Below are 16,420 nucleotides of genomic sequence, written 5' to 3'. Positions count from 1 at the left end.
GTGGTTCCCCCCCTCATTCCGACAACACCCAGGTGTCCTTGACGCCCCCGCCCTGCGACGAGTTCACCACGAGGCTGCCGTCGCGCAAAGCGACGCGGGTCAGGCCGCCCGGCACCAGTTCGATCCTGTCGCCGCACAGGCAATAGGGCCGCAGGTCCACATGGCGCGGTGCGATGCCTTCGTCGACGAAGGTCGGGCAGGTCGACAAGGCCAGCGTGGGCTGGGCGATGTAATTTGATGGATTGGCCTGGATCTTCAGGCGGAAGGTCTCGATTTCCTCTTTCGTGGATTTCGGACCGACCAGCATGCCATAGCCGCCCGAGCCATGGACCTCTTTGACCACCAGTTCGGGCAGGTGTTCCATGACATAGCGGTAATCGTCATCCTTCCACAGGGTCCAGGTCTGGACGTTGTTCAGGATGGGTTCCTCGCCCAGATAAAACCGGATCATCTCGGGGACGAAGGTATAGATGGCCTTGTCATCGGCCACGCCCGCGCCCGGTGCCGAACAGATCGATACCCCGCCCGAGCGATAGACATCCATCAGCCCCGGAATGCCCAGCATCGAATCGGGGCGGAAACACAGCGGATCCAGATAGGGATCGTCGATCCGGCGATAGATCACGTCCACGCGTTTCGGACCCGTCGTCGTGCGCATATAGACGAATTCGCCGTCCACGAACAGATCCTGCCCCTCGACCAGTTCCACGCCCATCAGGTTGGCCAGAAAGCTGTGTTCATAATAGGCGCTGTTGAAATGGCCCGGCGTCAGGATCACGCAGGTTGGGCGGTCGCTGCATTTGGCGGGCGCCACCGATTCCAGCGTGCGGCGCAGCAGGTCGGGATACTGGTCCACAGGCTCGATCCGGTTGTTGCGGAACAGCTGCGGGAACATGCGCATCATGATTTCCCGGTTTTCCAGCATATAGCTGACCCCCGAGGGCGTGCGGCAGTTATCTTCCAGCACATAGAATTCGTCCTTGGCGGTGCGCACAAGGTCGATGCCGATGATATGGGAATAGACCCCGCGCGGCGGCACGACGCCGACCACGGATTTCTCATAGGCCTCGTTCTGATAGACCAGACGGCCCGGAATGCGACCGGCGCGCACGATCTCGCCGCGACCATAGACATCGCGCAGAAAGGCGTTCAGGGCGCGGGCGCGCTGCTTGATGCCGCGTTCCAGCTTGCGCCATTCGGCCTGCTCGAACACGCGGGGCATCATGTCGAAGGGGATCAGGCGGTCCGGATCGCCCCCCTCGCCATAGACGGCAAAGGTGATGCCGATGCGCCGGAACAGCGCCTCGGCCTCGGCCTGTTTCATCTGGCGAAAATCGTCGGGCATCGTCTCGACCCATTCCCTGAGACGGGCATAGGGGTCGCGCACGCTGTCGCCTTCGAACATCTCGTTGTAATAACTCATTATCCCCCCAATGTCTGGTGCATCGTCTGTCCGGGCTGTTCTGGCATCGATGATCCGCGCCCGGTTCGGCGATGTCTACAGAAGAACCGGTGCGGTTGCCCATAAGTTCCGCAGGCACCCCAGGACCGAACCACCGCAAGGCGGGCGCAAGGGGTGGCATGCCGGATTATTGTGCAACTTATGTTAACTCGATGGCGATCGCGGTGCCCTCGCCTCCGCCGATGCAGATGGCGGCGATCCCGCGCCTGAGCCCGCGCGCCTGCAGGGCATGGATCAGCGTCACGATGATCCGCGCCCCCGAGGCGCCGATCGGATGGCCAAGCGCGCAGGCGCCGCCATTCACGTTCACCACGTCATGGGCGATATCCATCCGCGCCATGAAGGCCATGGGCACGACGGCAAACGCCTCGTTCACCTCCCACAGATCGACATCGGACGGCGTCCAGCCAAGGCGTGCCAGCAGCTTGGCTGCGGCGGGAACCGGGGCGGTCGGAAACTGCCCGGGTGCCTGAGCGTGGCTGGCATGGCCCAGAATGCGGGCGATGGCGCCTGCCGGATCGGCGCCGATCACCAGCGCCGCCGCCCCGTCCGAGATGCTGGAGCTGTTGGCCGCCGTCACCGTGCCGTCCTTGCGAAAGGCGGGCTTCAGCCGGGCGATCTTGTCGGGGCGGGCCAGGCCGGGCTGTTCATCCGTATCCACGATCCGGTCGCCGTCCCGACCCGGCACGGTGACCGCGGCGATCTCCGCCGCGAAGGCGCCCGAGGCGATGGCCGCCTGCGCCCGCGACAGGCTGGCCCGGGCATAATCGTCCTGCTGCTGGCGGGAAAAGGCGAATTCGGTGGCGCAATCCTCGGCAAAGCTGCCCATCAGGCGGCCTTTGTCATAGGCATCCTCCAGCCCGTCCAGAAACATGTGATCCAGCACCTGCGCATGGCCCAACCGCGCCCCGGCCCGCATCCGGGGCAGCAGATAGGGGGCATTCGACATGCTTTCCATCCCGCCGGCGACGACCAGACCGGCACTGCCGGCGGCAATGGCGTCGGCGGCCATCATCACGGCCTGCATGCCCGATCCGCACATCTTGTTCAGCGTGGTGGCGGGCACCGATTGCGGCAGGCCCGCTGCAAAGCCTGCCTGCCGTGCCGGGGCCTGACCCTGACCGGCGGGCAGCACGCAGCCCATGATCAGCGCATCGGGCGCCCGGTCCGCGACCCCGGCCCGCGCCAGCGCCTCCGCGATCGCCGCCCCGCCCAGATCCGGCGCGGGCAGGCCCGACAACGCCCCCATCAGCCCGCCCATCGGCGTCCGGGCGGCGCCCAGAATACAGATGCCTCGATTTGTCATGACTTTCCCCCGATCCCCTGCCTTCGGCTTACCGGATCGCAACCTTTGGCGTCTAGTCATCAGGGACGCGGACATGAAAGGACCCCTCATGCAGTTCATCGTCGAAGATTCCGACACCCATCTGCATATCAGGGTGATGGAACCCCGGATCGATGCCGCCGTCGCCACGATGTTCAAGGACAAGCTGCGCGACATCGTCGCCCCCTGTGGAAAATCCGTCTGTCTGGACATGGCGGCGGTCGATTTCATGGACAGTTCGGGCCTTGGGGCGATGATATCGGTCCGCAAAAGCCTGCCCGGTAATCTGGCCATCGTGCTGCAGGCCCTGACGCCCAATGTGGAACGCGTCTTCCGCCTGACGCGGATGGACAGCGTGTTCGATCTGCAGCCCCAACCCGCAAGGAAGGAACCTGATGCATGACCCATCCCGGATTATCCGGCCCGGAGCCTGGCAGCCGATCGGCAGTCCGGACCCAACCGATGTTCCATCGCGTGTTGAAGGCCCATCCGGTCACCGTGCGCGCCACCTTGCATGATGTGCGCCAGCGGTTCAGCCGCGAGGTCAGCGAAGAGACCTTGGGCCGGCTGGAGCTGGTTCTGGCTGAGGTGATGAACAACGTCACCGAACATGCCCCGCGCACCGGGCGCCAGACAGCCATGGCGCCGCCGCGCCCCCCGGTCATCCATCTGTGCATCGTCCATCAGGATGCCTGCATCGCCTGCGCCCTGACCGATGACGGCAACACGCTGCCCGACGATTGCATGCTGCCCCGCAGCCTGCCGACGCTGGCCATGGATGATCTGCCCGAAGGGGGGTTCGGCTGGTTCCTGATCCAGGATCTGACGCAGGCCCTGTGCTATTACCGCGAGGAAAGCCGCAACTATCTGGCCTTCAGCATCCCGCTGACGCCGCCCGCAAAGGCGTGACGCCCGCCAAGGGGTAAGGGACCGTCAGTTCACCGGCCCGGACAGGCTGTAACGTCCGTCCACAAAGGTGCTGAACATATCACCCAGCTCGGGGTGGTCCAGCGGCTCGCCCGAGACGTCGGGTTCCAGATTCTGTTCCGAGACATAGGCGACGTAATAGGTCGCCTCGGTTTCGGCCAACAGATGGTAAAAGGGCTGATCCTTGTGCGGGCGTGATTCCTCGGGGATCGATTCGTACCATTCTTCGGTATTGGCGAATTCGGGGTCGACATCGAAGATCACGCCGCGAAACGGCCGCGAGCGGTGGCGCACGATCTGTCCCAGACTGTATTTCGCTTGGCGGCTTTGGGCCTGCATCCGGGGGGCGTCCATCCGTGAGTATCCGCAATCGTGCAAAGTCAGCGCGTCTTCTAACCCGCCGGGGCGATTCTGTCCACCGGATGCCCGGTCAGGGTGCCAGATCGCCCTCGGCCAGTGGCACCGTCGCCATGGACATCTTGGCCGAGCCTTCGCTCAGCTCGCTGGCATGGGCCAGATAGACCAGCACCCGGTTTTCGGCGTCCCAGATCCGGCGCACGCGCAGCGATTTGAAGACCAGCGACCGCCCCTCTCGGAACACATCCTCTCCGTCGCTGTCGGGGTCCAGCCCCGATGCGTCGATGGGGCCGGTCCGGGCGCATTCGATGGCGCTGTTCGAGGGATCCTCGAACCAGTTGCCCTGACTCAGCCGGTCCAGAACCGAGCGGCTGAAATAGGCCAGATGGCAGGTCACGCCGGGCACCTCGGGGTCGCGGATCGCCTCGATGATGACGTCATTGCCGACCCAATCGACGCCGACCCGGCCGATTTCCTCGGCTTGGGCCACGGGCATGGTGGTCAGGAACAGGGCGGCGGCACAGGGGATCAGGCGCATCGGGTCACTCTGCGGTCAGGGGATGACGGCCGGCATCGGTCAGCAGATGCACCGTTCCGGGTTCGATCACGACCGCCGACAAGGCCCGGCCATAGGCCGCCCCACCATCCAGGTTCAGCCGGTTGCGATACAGGGTCGGGCGTTCCAGCGCGGTATGGCCATGCACCAGCAGCGGCCCGAAATTGGCATCGCTGTCCAGAAACCCCTGCCGGATCCAGACCAGATCATGTTCGCTCTGCGCCTGCAGATCGACGCCGGGCCGCAGGCCCGCATGCACGACCAGGGCCCGCGGATGCAGATACCACAGCGGCAGCGATGCCAGAAACTGCGCGTGATCCTGAGGCACTGCCCGGCGCGCGGCCTCCAGCAGTGCGGCGCGCGGCTGATCGGGGTCCACGCCATAGGACCGCAGCGTCGTGGCCGCCCCCAGTCCCGGATGATCCACCCAATGCTGCCCCGAGGACAGGCCCGGATCGGTCCAGTCCGGGCTGTTCAGAAAGGCGGGCAGAAAGCGATCGTGATTGCCGCGCGTGACGATCCACCGCCGCCCGGCACGCTGCCCGCGCAGCAGATAATCAACCACGCCACGCGAATCAGGGCCGCGGTCGATCAGATCGCCGACATGGGCGATCGGCGCATCCGGCCCGCCATCGTCGAAGATCCGTTGATGGGCCGCCTTCAGCAGGTCCAGATGTCCGTGAATGTCGCCAATCGCGTAAAGTCGCATCGCTCACCCTTGCCCGGCCTGCGGCAGGAAATGCCGCGCGCCCCTTGGGTAGGTGCGCGCGGGGTCAAGGTCAAACCTCGAATTGCAGCCGGCGGGTCTGCAGGAACTTGCCGGTCTGCTGCAGGGTGGCCAGGGCCTCATCGCTGATCGCCTCGTCCAGATAGATTATCGCGATCGCATCCGCGCCATTCGCGGCCCGGCCCAGGGTAAAGTTCGCGATGTTCACGCCCAGATCGCCAAGCGTCATCCCAAGCGCGCCGATCACGCCCGGCACGTCCTTGTTGCGGGTGTACAGCATGTGCTGGCCCACCTCGGCATCGACATTGATGCCCCGGATCTGGATGAAGCGCGGCTTGCCGTCGCTGAAGACGGTGCCCGCGATCGACCGTTCGCGCGTTTCGGTCACGCAGGTCAGCTTGACATAGCCCTCGTAAACGCCCGCCTTGTCCTGCCGTGTGGTGGACACCTGCACGCCGCGCTCCTTGGCCATCACCGGGGCCGAGACCATGTTCACGTCCGGGTTGCCCGCCTTCATCACGCCGGCGATCACGGCGGCATTCAGCGCGTTCAGGTTCATCTCGGATACGGTGCCGTCATACAGCACATTGATCGCCTTGATCGGCTCGTCCGTCATCTGGCCGACAAAGGCGCCCAGATGGGATGCCAGCTTGATCCACGGCCCCATGACCGCAGCCTCCTCGGCGGTGACCGAGGGCATGTTCAGCGCGTTCTGCACCGCGCCGGTCAGCAGATAATCGGCCATCTGCTCGGCCACCTGCAGGGCGACGTTCTCCTGCGCCTCGGTGGTGGCGGCGCCCAGATGCGGGGTCACGACGACATTGGGCAGGTTGAACAGCGGGCTGTCCGTCGCAGGCTCGACGGCAAACACGTCGAACGCCGCCCCGGCCACGCGACCGTCCTTCAGCGCCTCGGCCAAAGCCTCTTCATCGACCAGACCGCCGCGCGCGCAATTGATGATCCGCACGCCCGGCTTCAGCTTGGCGATCGCCTCGCGCGACAGGATGTTGCGGGTCTTGTCGGTCAGCGGCACGTGGAAGGTGATGAAATCGGCCCGCCCCAGCAGCTCGTCCAGCTCGACCTTGGTCACGCCCAGCTCTTTCGCCCGGTCCTCGGACAGGAACGGATCATAGGCCAGCACCTTCATATGCAGCCCCAAAGCCCGGTCGATCACGATGCCGCCGATATTGCCCGCGCCGATCACGCCAAGCGTCTTGTTGAACAGCTCGACCCCCATGAAGCGGTTCTTCTCCCACTTCCCGGCATGGGTGGAAACGCTGGCCTCGGGCAGCTGCCGCGCCACGGCGAACATCATCGCGATGGCATGTTCGGCGGTGGTCACGCTGTTGCCAAAGGGCGTGTTCATCACGATCACGCCCTTCTTGCTGGCCGCCGGAATGTCGACATTGTCGACCCCGATGCCCGCGCGCCCGATGACCTTCAGATTGGTCGCGGCTTCCAGCAGCTTCTCGGTGACCTTGGTGGCCGAGCGGATGGCCAGCCCGTCATACTGCCCGATCACCTCGGCCAGCTTGTCCTTGTCCTTGCCCAGATCGGGCAGGTAATCCACCTCGACGCCGCGATCGCGAAAGATCTGGACGGCGGTTTCCGACAGCTTGTCGGACACGAGAACCTTCGGCATGTCATTCATCCTTTGTATCGCGTCCGGGCCCTTGGCCGCGCCGACGCTTCATCCTGCATTGGTCTGGAAATATCCTCGGGGGTCCGGGGGCAGACAGCCCCCGGCAGTCGCGGGACGCAAAACTACTGCGCGGCCAGCTCGCTGCGATAGGCCCACTCGATCCAGGGCATCAGCGCCGCGACATCCGCCGTCTCGACGGTGGACCCGCACCAGATCCGCAGCCCCGCCGGCGCATCGCGATAGGCGCCCGCATCCAGGGCGACGCCTTCCTTCTCCAGCCGCTTGGCGACGGCCTTGGCGAATGCCGCGCCATCCCGGATCACGGGATCGGTGAATTTCAGACAGACGCTGGTGGTCGATCCGGTCGCCGGATCCTCCGCCAGATCGGCGATCCAGTCCTTGTCCGCGATGAAATCGCGCACGGCGCCGGCATTGGCATCCGCCCGGGCGATCAGCGCGGGCAGCCCGCCCAGACCCTGCGCCCAGGTCAGGGCGACCAGATAATCCTCGACCGCCAGCATGGAGGGCGTGTTGATCGTCTCGCCCTTGAAGATGCCCTCGATCAGCTTGCCACCCTTGGTCATCCGGAAGATCTTGGGCAGCGGCCAGGCGGGGGTATAGGTTTCCAGCCGCTCGACGGCGCGGGGGCTCAGGATCAGCACGCCATGCGCGCCCTCTCCGCCCAGAACCTTCTGCCAGCTAAAGGTCACCACATCCAGCTTGTCCCATGGCAGGTCCATGGCAAAGGCCGCGCTGGTCGCGTCGCAGATGGTCAGCCCGGCACGGTCGGCAGGGATCGCATCGCCATTCGGGACGCGCACGCCGCTGGTCGTGCCGTTCCAGGTAAAGACGACATCGCGGTCGAAATCGACCTCGGCCAGATTGACGATCTTGCCATAGTCGGCGGTGCGGACAACGGCGTCCAGCTTCAGCTGCTTGACGGCGTCGGTGACCCAGCCCTCGCCAAAGCTTTCCCAGGCCAGCATCTCGACCGGGCGGGCGCCCAGCAAGGTCCACATCGCCATCTCGACCGCGCCGGTGTCGGATCCGGGAACGATGCCGATGCGATAGCCTTCGGGAACGCCCAGAACCTCGCGGGTCAGGTCGATCGCCAAAGCCAGCTTGGCCTTGCCGACGGCGGCACGATGCGACCGGCCAAGCGGCGCGTCCGACAGCATGTCCAGCGAATAATGGGGGATCTTGGCGCAAGGGCCCGAGGAAAAACGCGGATTTTCCGGCCGCGTGGCCGGGATCGGAAGATCGGTCATATGGCTAGCCTTCCAGCTAATAGCCCCTCGTTGGGGAGGGGTGTCCCGCCGTGGGACATACGCCTGTGCCCGATATCGTGCAAGCCCTGTTGATCAGACACGCTGCAAATTGGACCCTGCGGTTCAGGCCTGCGTCCCGGCAGGCGTCACAGACGGACCGCCGAACTGCGCGCATATTGCAGCCGACGGCCATGGCCGGGATCAGTGCCGCCTGCGGGGCCTGCCGCGCCCATCGTCCACCACAGATCGAAGGCCAGCGTTCCGGCATCCGCGTCATGGACCGGCACGAAGGACGCCTTGTAAAGCGAGGCCGGGCGGGGATCCAGAACAGGCTCGGTGCTCCAGTCGATGTCGGTCCAGGAACCGGGCCGGAAGATGCCGAAATACAGGTTCCCCGACCCCCGGGCATACAAAAGGCAGACCAGCCGGTCTCCCACCCATTTTACCTCGTGATGATGGGGCATCCTGAACATGCCCAGGGGCATCGCGGCACTGTCCAGCGACCAGGGGCCGGTCAGGGCGGGGGCGGTCCAGTGGTGCATGCTGGGGCGGTCGATCGTCCACATGTGCCACAGGCCCCCGGCAGGATCGAAGATCATCGTCGGCGACAGCATGATCATGTCATCGGCGGGCCTGCGCATCAGTTCGACCGGCGCGGACCAGCGGTGCCCGTCGCCGGTGCTGCGGCATTTCAGGACCACATCGGCATTGCTGGCCGAGGGCGAGGCGTCCGTGCGCGGCTCATAGGACCGATATCCCACGACCAGCTGCCCGCTTTGCGGATCATGGGTGATGAACGTGTCGCTGTTATACGCGCCCGGCACCGGTTTTCGCACATCCAGCGGCTGCGGCACGCCCGTCAGCAGGGTCCAGTTCACCCCGTCATTCGAGCCGTGGACGAACGGATCCTCGAAGGCCGGGCCACGGGGATAGGCGGTGATGGCGCACAGATAGCGGTATCCGCGAAAGGGCTGGCGAAACGCGACCACGCAGGGATGGATCACGTTTTCCGCCGGGGCATAGGTCGTGGTCATCGCGGCGGGTCTCAGCGGCAGGGCGGCCCGGACCTTGCCCAGCCAGTGCGAGCCGGGTCGAAAGGCCGGGTCGGGCGACAGGTCCATCGGCTGCGGTAGCCCGTTCGGGGCAGTTGTGGTGGCATCCGTGACGGGGCCAAGGCTGTCCGACACCGCCCATCGCCGCCCCGTCGCGGCGCCCCGGATGCGGACACGCAGCCACGCCCCGGTCAGATCCGCGGGTATCCAAAGGGTGGGCGATGTGGCGCCGGGGATGACCGCCCATCCGTCAGGCCCCTCCCCGGTCTGGTGGCACTGCCAGCTGATGTCGCAGGACAAGGCCGGTTCGCGGGCCAGTTGCAGGGTCAGGGTCCGGCCCGTTTCGGCAACCCCGTCGATGGTCGGCGTGACATCGGACCCGTCCAGCGGAACGGCCTTGTCGATGCCCCAGAACGGCGCGCGACCGTTCAGGGCCGCAACCCGGCTGCTGGCCGAGCGCAGGACCAGACAGTCATCCTCGACGCAGAGCATGGCTGCGGCAGCGGTTCGGGGCATCGTCAGGCGGCCGCCGGTCCCCAAAAGGTCGATCCGGCACCAGCCCTGAGGCAGGCTGTCGGGGGGCAAACTTTTGGGGGGCAGGTCGGCGGGCGGCAGGGCGTCGGGGCGCGGCTCGGTTCCCTGATCGGCCAAGGGCACCCATGCGCAGCGCGCGGGGCCTTGGGTCAGGACCAGGTGACAGGTGGCCGGGATCTGGTCCGGCGCAAAGGATGGTCCGGGCAGCAGCACGGGGCGCAGGGTCGCGACGATGCGGATCTGGCCGTCGATGGTCCCGGTATCGCCCACGCGCCGCCACCATCTGCCGCCCGCCATCCGCAGATCGTCCACCGGGCCGGACATCCGGTGCGGCGCCACTGCCTGCCACAGCGCGACCGGACTACCTTCGCACGGGGTTACCGCAAGATCGCCTGTGACATCCTGCAGGGGGTGATCCCGCGACGCCCCGGGGCAGGGCGCCAGCGCGATGACGTCCAGGCGACCCCAGAAGGGATAACCCGGAAACAGGGGATCGGTGATCCGGTTGGGGCCGCGGATGACAAGGCTGACCCCCTCTGCCGTGTCCTCCAGCGTGCAGATCCGGCGCAACGAAGGCCGCAACCGACCGGCGCCCGCCGATGCCGCCGCCTTGCGGGACAGGAAAAACCGTTGCGCATGCTGCAGAAGAGCCGGGTTCAGCGCGCTGACCAAGGCGGTCAGATCGCCCGCCTTGCGCATCATGGGCCTGTTCGCATCTGGCGCAGCGCCCCCGGTTTCATGGGTGGGCTTCTGCACGGCCGGTTCGGTCATCCTGTGGTCCCCTGCCGCGACGGTCAGTGTGGGTCGCCGACGGAGCCAAGGCTAGGGTCGTCGGACCCGGCAGGCAACACGATAAAAATCAGGCAAAACCGATTAAATTAAAGCCCGGCTGAATAGAATATATCTTTTTGGGCAGGAAAGCAGGAGCGCGCCGCAAACAATGTTAATGGAACCTTTTCGCCCTGACTGAAAAGGCAACTGGCCTGACGTAAAGTTGACTTTTGCCCTGATCCAACCGCCCGAACCTGCCGTTTTATACAGGCGCGACTCCGTCGACATGGAAAATCATACCGTTTAGTCTTGTGAGACTGAGGATATACCGGTGTTTTCGGCGTGAATGCCGGCGGGGGCTTTTAATTCACGTCGTCGTGTAAAACTTAAAGAGCAACAGGTGTTTGGATGCGTGATAAATGGCGACAGCCAGCTGATGAAGTATTGCATCTTCCGGCTGTTCATGGCGATGTTTTCTATATCGATACGGCCCCCGACTGGATCGTCCGCACTGCCGATGCGGCAGAGATCCGGGGCTTCGCCGCCAGTGACGACGACAGCATGCACCTGAGGCAACAGAATTATACGGCGCGGCGCTTGTCGTCGCTGCCCAAGGGCGCGATCGAAGTGCGCAGCATCCCCGTCGTTCTGGAAAACGCCCGCTTTGCGCATGGCATGGTCAGCCTTTCGGGGCGCTATCTGCTGAACGGGGCCTCGGGTCTGCGCGCCCGCACGAAATTCGAGGCTGCCAATCCCGACAAGGCAAAGCGTGACGATTATCTGCAGATGATGCGGGCGTTCCACCGTGAGGGCACATCGGAACTGGCCGTGCGCAGTGCGGCCGAGGCGAACACGCTGGACATCTCGATCGAGCTGAAGAACGGCTTCAACTATTACCATTTCCTGACCGAGACGCTTGGCGCGCTGGCCCATTATCTGGACGACGAGACGGGCTGCCCGATCGTCATCCACCTGCCGGACCGCCCGATCAAGAACTTTGTCAGGCAGTTCGTCGATGCGATCTATCCCTCGCTGGCGCACAGGGTGTGGTTCGACGTCCGGCCCGCCCGCTTCGAAGCGGTCCGTTCGGTCTATAGCCACCAGCACTATCTGTCATCGGTCGGCGATGCCTCGGTCCAGGAACTGCTGGGCGCCGAGGGCATGGACCCGCTGTGGCTGAGCACGGCGATGAACCCCCGGCTGGTCAAAAAGACCGGCATGCAATCCTATGACACCAGCCTGCGCCTGCTGCGTCAGGCAGCGCTGGAGCAGGTCGATTACGCCGAGGTCGGGCCGACGCCGCGCCTGATCTGGATGGGCCGCGACGAGGGCGGAAAGGCCCGGGCCCGTGGCCTTAGCGGTCACGAGCCGCTGTTGCAGTCCCTGAAGGCGCGCGGGTTCGAGCCGGTGATCTTCGAACGGCTGTCCCCGCTGGAACAGATCGCGACGATGAACCGCGCCGATATCGTGATCGCCCCGCATGGGGCCGGTCTGGCCAACATGGTCTTTGCCAAGCCGGGCGCCCGGGTGATCGAACTGGGCAATCGCCAGACTCAGGTGCATCGTTGGGGTGATTTCTTCAAATGCGCCCATGTGTCGGGCTGCCGCTACGATACCGTCTTTGCCGATATCGACGGGCTGGACGACCTGTCCGACACGCCGCCCATCGGCGACGGGCTGCGGGGGATCAGGCTGGGCAAGCGGGCCACCGATTGCATCCTGCAGATCGTGGACGAGACGCTTGCAACGATGGATCGTCCCGATGCCGGTCCGCGTCGCCACGCGGTTCGTGCGGCCTGACGGGGCCGGGGTGACAGGCATCCTCACAGCGCTTGGGATCGGGCGGGTCGAGGCGTTCATGCGGCGTATCGCGCGGGCGTTGCGGTTGCGCCGGACCGCCAAGGCGCCCCTGCAGGGTGGCGCGGATCGTCCGGCCATGACCCGCGTGACCCAAGGGTCCGGGACGGTCGAGGAATGGCGGCGGCGTGCCACGCTGGACCCGCGTTTTGCCCCCACCGAGGGAAGCCCGGATCGCAATCCACCGGGCATTTCCCTGCGCGGGCTGATCGCCGAAGATTACCGCACGCAAGGCAGCGACTGGCTGTCCGAAGGGTTCTGGGTGTTGTTCTGGCACCGGATCGGCAACTGGCGCATGGGCCTGCCCAAGCCGCTTCGCGCGCCGATGACGCTGGTCTATCGCGTCATGTTCCGATGGGTGTCCCGATCGACGGGCATCTATCTGCCCTATACCGTGCGGGTCGGACGGCGGGTCCGGCTGGATCATTTCGGCGGCATGATTCTGGTTGCGCAATGGATCGGCGATGATGTCACGATCCGCCAGAACACCACCTTTGGCATCGCGCGAAAACACGCGCTGCAGGACCGCCCGGTCATCGGCAACCGGGTCGAGATCGGGGCAGGCGCGGTGATTCTGGGCGCGGTCAGCATCGGCGACGATGCGGTCGTCGGGGCGAACTCGGTCGTTCGCCGCGATGTCGCGCCGGGATCGGTGGTCGGTGGCGTCCCGGCCCGTGACATCGGCGCGACCGCGCTGCGCCATGCCCCATCCCGGCCTGTCACCGCCCGCCGCACCGTGCCGCGCGACGTCCTGCCTGCCGAACGATATTCGACCGCCATTCAGAAAAATTAATCCGGCCGTTTAATTGATCTATATGCCTGACCCTCTGCCTTTATTCTAAAGAGGCGTAAAATATCCACGCCCACACGTCATGATTGAATTGGGGCGGGCGGACAGGTCTTGTGATGAAGCGCCGGAAAATCGTGATGAAACCCATGTGGTGCATCATTCGTCTAGCTGCAAGAATCTCATTCTCCCCATCCGACGACGGAGTTTATCCTTGAAAATTCCCCTACCAGAGCTTCTTTCCGAAGAAGAAATCAACCTGATCGTCTGTGCGCTTTCCGCGTATCAGCATAACAAGCAATACAGTGCCCTTCATCTTAAACTGAAACGCATTGCCAAGGTGATGCCGCAGCGCAATGTCCGCGACGGCCATCCCAAACCCCCGGACTTTCCCGAGGCCCGCTAAGGCCCGGGCCAGCCCCGCGATCCCGGCCCCAAGCCCGACCCCTGCCGCCGATCCCCCAGTCCCCTGAACAGTTCCGACAGGACAGCGCTGCCAGAAGTCCCATCCACCAAGGGGCCTGCCATCCCTGATCCGATGACGGCATCTGCGCTTTTCATGGGCATTGCACGGCCAAGGCCCGGTTTCAGCGCCAACGCTTCCGGTACCACACATTTCGTTGAAGATATCCGGCGGGTTGCTATCACTATGGCAGCAGATGCCCGCAACCGCTGTCCGGGCCATCATCACGGCCGCCAGCAGGCCCGGCCCGTCAATGAGGTATCGATGCCGAACCCCCCGCACCAGACGCCGCCGATCCCGTCCGATCATGACACGCTGAACCCCGTCCTGCCGCGCGACAAGACCTGGGGATGGTTCGCGATCTTCAATGTCTGGGCCAATGACGTGCAGTCGCTGTTCGGATACAGTCTGGTCGCCTCGCTGTTCATCTCCTACGGCGTCAGTGGCTGGACGGCCTTTGCGGCCCTGATCACGGCGGGCCTGCTGGTGATGTTTCTGGTCAACCTGTCCGGCGCCGCGGGCGAGAAATACGGCATCCCCTATCCGGTCTTCGCCCGGGCCAGCATGGGCACATCCGGCGCCCGCCTGCCCGCGCTGCTGCGGGCCATCGTCGCGGTCTTCTGGTACGGGGTGCAGGTCTATTTCGCATCATCCGCGCTGGCCCTGCTGATCCGGTCGCTGACGGGGATCAGCGACGGCGCGCTGTTCATGGGGATGACGGGCGTGGACTGGCTGTCCTTCCTGCTGGTCTGGGTCTTTCACATCCTGATCTTCTGGCGCGGCATGGGCTGGGTCGAAACGTTCCTGAACATCGCCGGCCCCTTCGTCTATCTGGTCATGATCGGGCTGGTCGTGGTGCTGTGGAACCGCGCGGACGGACAGCTGCTGTCACAGGCGCAGACGATCTTTTCCAATCCCGAGGGCACGGTCTGGACCGAAACCTCGGGCTTTGTCGCCATCGTCGGCACGATGGTGGCCTATTTCGCCGCCGTCATGATCAATTTCAGCGATTTTTCACGCTTTGCCCGGGACAAGCGCGCGATGACGATCGGCAACCTGACCGGTCTGCCGCTGAACATGATCCTGTTCTCGGCGCTGGCGCTGCTGACCACCGCCGGTGCGGCGGTCGTCTTCGGCGAGGCGCTGATCAACCCGACCGAGATCGTCGAGCGGACCGACAGCGTCATTCTGGCCGTCATCGCGGCGATCACCTTCTTCGCCGCCACGGTGGGCATCAATCTGGTCGCGAATTTCATCCCGGCGGTGAACGGCATCGCGAACATGGCACCCAAACGCATCGGCTTTCGCATGGCGGGGATCATCACCTCGGTCTTTGCGCTGATCATCGGCGGGTTCTGGACCAGCTTCATCAGTCAGGTGGGCATCGACGGCTTCGTCAACACGCTCGGCGCGACGCTGGCGCCGCTTTATGGCATCCTGATCGCGGACTATTACCTGATCCGCAAACAGCAGCTGAGCCTCGACGATCTCTATGCGCCCAAGGGCGGGCTCTACTACTATGGCAACGGCTGGAACGATCACGCGCTGGTGGCTTTCGGGGTCGCGGCGGTCTTTTCGGTGGCGGCGGTCTGGGTGCCGGTTCTCAATCAGCTGTCGGGCTATGCCTGGCTGATCGGGGCGCTGCTGGGCGGGGCGATCTATTACCGGCGCAGCAAGCCTGCCTGACGCTGCGGGTCGCAGTCCGGCTGGCGCCGGAAAGGTCTTTGGCATAGATCAGGGCCAAGCCCTCCAAAAGGACGCCGCCCATGTTCACCGTCTCGTTGATCGCCGCTCCGGTCGCCGCCAATCTGGACCCGGATCTGCCGGGTGGTCTGTCCGACCGGTGGGGTGGCGATACGCCGCTGTGGCTGTCGCCGGGGGTCGCTGCCGAATTCGACATCACGACCCTGCCCGCCGATGCGGATCAGGTCTGGGCCGATCTGCAGCTGATCGGCATCGATCTGGCCATCCAGCCCGCCGGAGGGCGACGCAAGCGGATCCTGATCGCCGACATGGATTCCACCATGATCGATCAGGAATGCATCGACGAGCTGGCCGATTTCGCCGGCGTCGGCCCCCGCGTGGCCGACATCACCGCCCGCGCCATGAATGGCGAACTGGATTTCAACCAGGCCCTGACCGAACGGGTCGCCCTGCTGGCGGGGCTGCCCGACAGCGTGATCACGCAGGTTCTGGAACAGCGGATCACGCTGGCCCAGGGCGGCGCGCAGCTGGTCGCCACGATGCGCGCGCATAATGCCTATACGGCGCTGGTTTCGGGCGGATTCACATCCTTTACGCAAGCCGTGGCGGATCAGCTGGGCTTTGACGAAAACCGCGCCAACAGCCTGTTGTCGGAAGAGGGCAGGCTGACCGGTCAGGTCGCCCTGCCGATTCTGGGTCAGCAGGCCAAGGTCGACGCGCTGACCCAGATCGCCGCCCGCCTTGGAACCACGCCCCAGAACGCCATCGCGGTGGGCGATGGGGCCAATGATCTGGGCATGATCCAGCTGGCCGGTGCGGGCGTGGCGCTGCATGCCAAACCCGTGGTGGCCGCGCAGGCCCATATCCGCATCAATCACGGCGACCTGACCGCGCTTCTCTACCTTCAGGGCTATGCCGACGCCGATTTCGTGACCCCCTGAGCCACGCCATCCTGCCCCCTCCCGGCCCGCCTTCATCTTGGCAGAAAT

At 65.0% G+C, this 16,420-nt stretch carries 15 protein-coding genes; 7 read left to right on the top strand and 8 right to left on the bottom strand.

The genetic code is table 11. The features are described 5' to 3' along the window. Window positions 1-13: 13 nt before the first annotated feature. Both EG885_RS11660 and EG885_RS11655 read right to left on the bottom strand, forming a co-directional pair. Window positions 14-1,423, bottom strand: a complete 1,410-nt coding sequence (locus EG885_RS11660; RefSeq protein WP_165571120.1) for a circularly permuted type 2 ATP-grasp protein — start codon at window positions 1,421-1,423, stop codon at window positions 14-16. A 178-nt stretch (window positions 1,424-1,601) separates the two neighbouring features. Next, a complete protein-coding gene (locus tag EG885_RS11655) occupies window positions 1,602-2,768 on the bottom strand; it encodes an acetyl-CoA C-acyltransferase (RefSeq protein ID WP_131574655.1) in 1,167 nt (388 codons plus the stop codon). A 73-nt stretch (window positions 2,769-2,841) separates the two neighbouring features. Between EG885_RS11655 and EG885_RS11650 the strand changes: the two genes are divergently transcribed. Further along, the gene (locus EG885_RS11650; RefSeq protein WP_242679625.1) at window positions 2,842-3,189 is read left to right on the top strand and encodes an STAS domain-containing protein; all 348 of its coding nucleotides are present in this window, start codon (window positions 2,842-2,844) and stop codon (window positions 3,187-3,189) included. A gap of 59 nt (window positions 3,190-3,248) precedes the next feature. Beyond that, entirely contained in the window at window positions 3,249-3,695 is a 447-nt protein-coding gene (locus EG885_RS11645) for an ATP-binding protein (RefSeq protein ID WP_242679624.1), read from the top strand. Window positions 3,696-3,719: 24 nt separating this feature from the next. Here the strand turns inward: EG885_RS11645 and hspQ are convergent, their stop codons facing one another. The 6 genes from hspQ to EG885_RS11615 form a co-directional block, all read right to left on the bottom strand. Beyond that, window positions 3,720-4,067: a heat shock protein HspQ gene (hspQ, locus tag EG885_RS11640; RefSeq protein WP_379105835.1), complete on the bottom strand. Its 348-nt coding sequence runs from the start codon at window positions 4,065-4,067 to the stop codon at window positions 3,720-3,722. A 76-nt stretch (window positions 4,068-4,143) separates the two neighbouring features. Continuing rightward, window positions 4,144-4,608 carry a CreA family protein gene (locus EG885_RS11635; RefSeq protein WP_131574651.1) on the bottom strand — a complete coding sequence of 155 codons (465 nt, stop codon included), beginning with the start codon at window positions 4,606-4,608 and terminating at the stop codon, window positions 4,144-4,146. Window positions 4,609-4,612: 4 nt separating this feature from the next. After that, complete coding sequence (locus tag EG885_RS11630) at window positions 4,613-5,335, bottom strand: metallophosphoesterase (protein ID WP_131574650.1); 723 nt, start codon at window positions 5,333-5,335, stop codon at window positions 4,613-4,615. A 70-nt stretch (window positions 5,336-5,405) separates the two neighbouring features. Continuing rightward, window positions 5,406-6,995, bottom strand: coding sequence for a phosphoglycerate dehydrogenase (gene serA, locus EG885_RS11625; RefSeq protein WP_165571119.1), 1,590 nt, complete (start codon window positions 6,993-6,995; stop codon window positions 5,406-5,408). Between the two features lie 122 nt (window positions 6,996-7,117). Next, a complete protein-coding gene (locus EG885_RS11620) occupies window positions 7,118-8,263 on the bottom strand; it encodes a phosphoserine transaminase (protein WP_131574648.1) in 1,146 nt (381 codons plus the stop codon). Between the two features lie 146 nt (window positions 8,264-8,409). Further along, the gene (locus EG885_RS11615; RefSeq protein ID WP_131574647.1) at window positions 8,410-10,620 is read right to left on the bottom strand and encodes a hypothetical protein; all 2,211 of its coding nucleotides are present in this window, start codon (window positions 10,618-10,620) and stop codon (window positions 8,410-8,412) included. 444 nt (window positions 10,621-11,064) lie between these two features. On the opposite strand from EG885_RS11615, the gene EG885_RS11610 reads away from it, so the two are divergent. The 5 genes from EG885_RS11610 (at window position 11,065) to serB (ending at window position 16,372) form a co-directional block, all read left to right on the top strand. Continuing rightward, complete coding sequence (locus tag EG885_RS11610; RefSeq protein ID WP_165571118.1) at window positions 11,065-12,420, top strand: glycosyltransferase family 61 protein; 1,356 nt, start codon at window positions 11,065-11,067, stop codon at window positions 12,418-12,420. Then, entirely contained in the window at window positions 12,383-13,270 is an 888-nt protein-coding gene (locus EG885_RS23450; protein WP_278248480.1) for a serine O-acetyltransferase, read from the top strand. Before EG885_RS11610 ends, EG885_RS23450 begins: the two co-directional genes overlap by 38 nt. Window positions 13,271-13,478: 208 nt before the next feature. Further along, window positions 13,479-13,670 carry a hypothetical protein gene (locus EG885_RS11600; protein WP_131574644.1) on the top strand — a complete coding sequence of 64 codons (192 nt, stop codon included), beginning with the start codon at window positions 13,479-13,481 and terminating at the stop codon, window positions 13,668-13,670. 321 nt (window positions 13,671-13,991) lie between these two features. Further along, window positions 13,992-15,413, top strand: a complete 1,422-nt coding sequence (locus EG885_RS11595; RefSeq protein ID WP_131574643.1) for an NCS1 family nucleobase:cation symporter-1 — start codon at window positions 13,992-13,994, stop codon at window positions 15,411-15,413. Window positions 15,414-15,493: 80 nt separating this feature from the next. Beyond that, window positions 15,494-16,372 (top strand): phosphoserine phosphatase SerB, encoded by an 879-nt coding sequence (gene serB / locus EG885_RS11590; RefSeq protein ID WP_131574642.1) that lies wholly within the window; start codon window positions 15,494-15,496, stop codon window positions 16,370-16,372. The last annotated feature ends 48 nt before the right edge of the window (window positions 16,373-16,420 follow it).

It is taken from the genome of Paracoccus nototheniae (assembly GCF_004335005.1).
Classification (GTDB): Bacteria; Pseudomonadota; Alphaproteobacteria; order Rhodobacterales; family Rhodobacteraceae; genus Paracoccus; species Paracoccus nototheniae.
The sequence above is the reverse complement of the archived record's forward strand: the minus strand, read 5'-3'. Positions and strand labels throughout refer to the sequence as shown.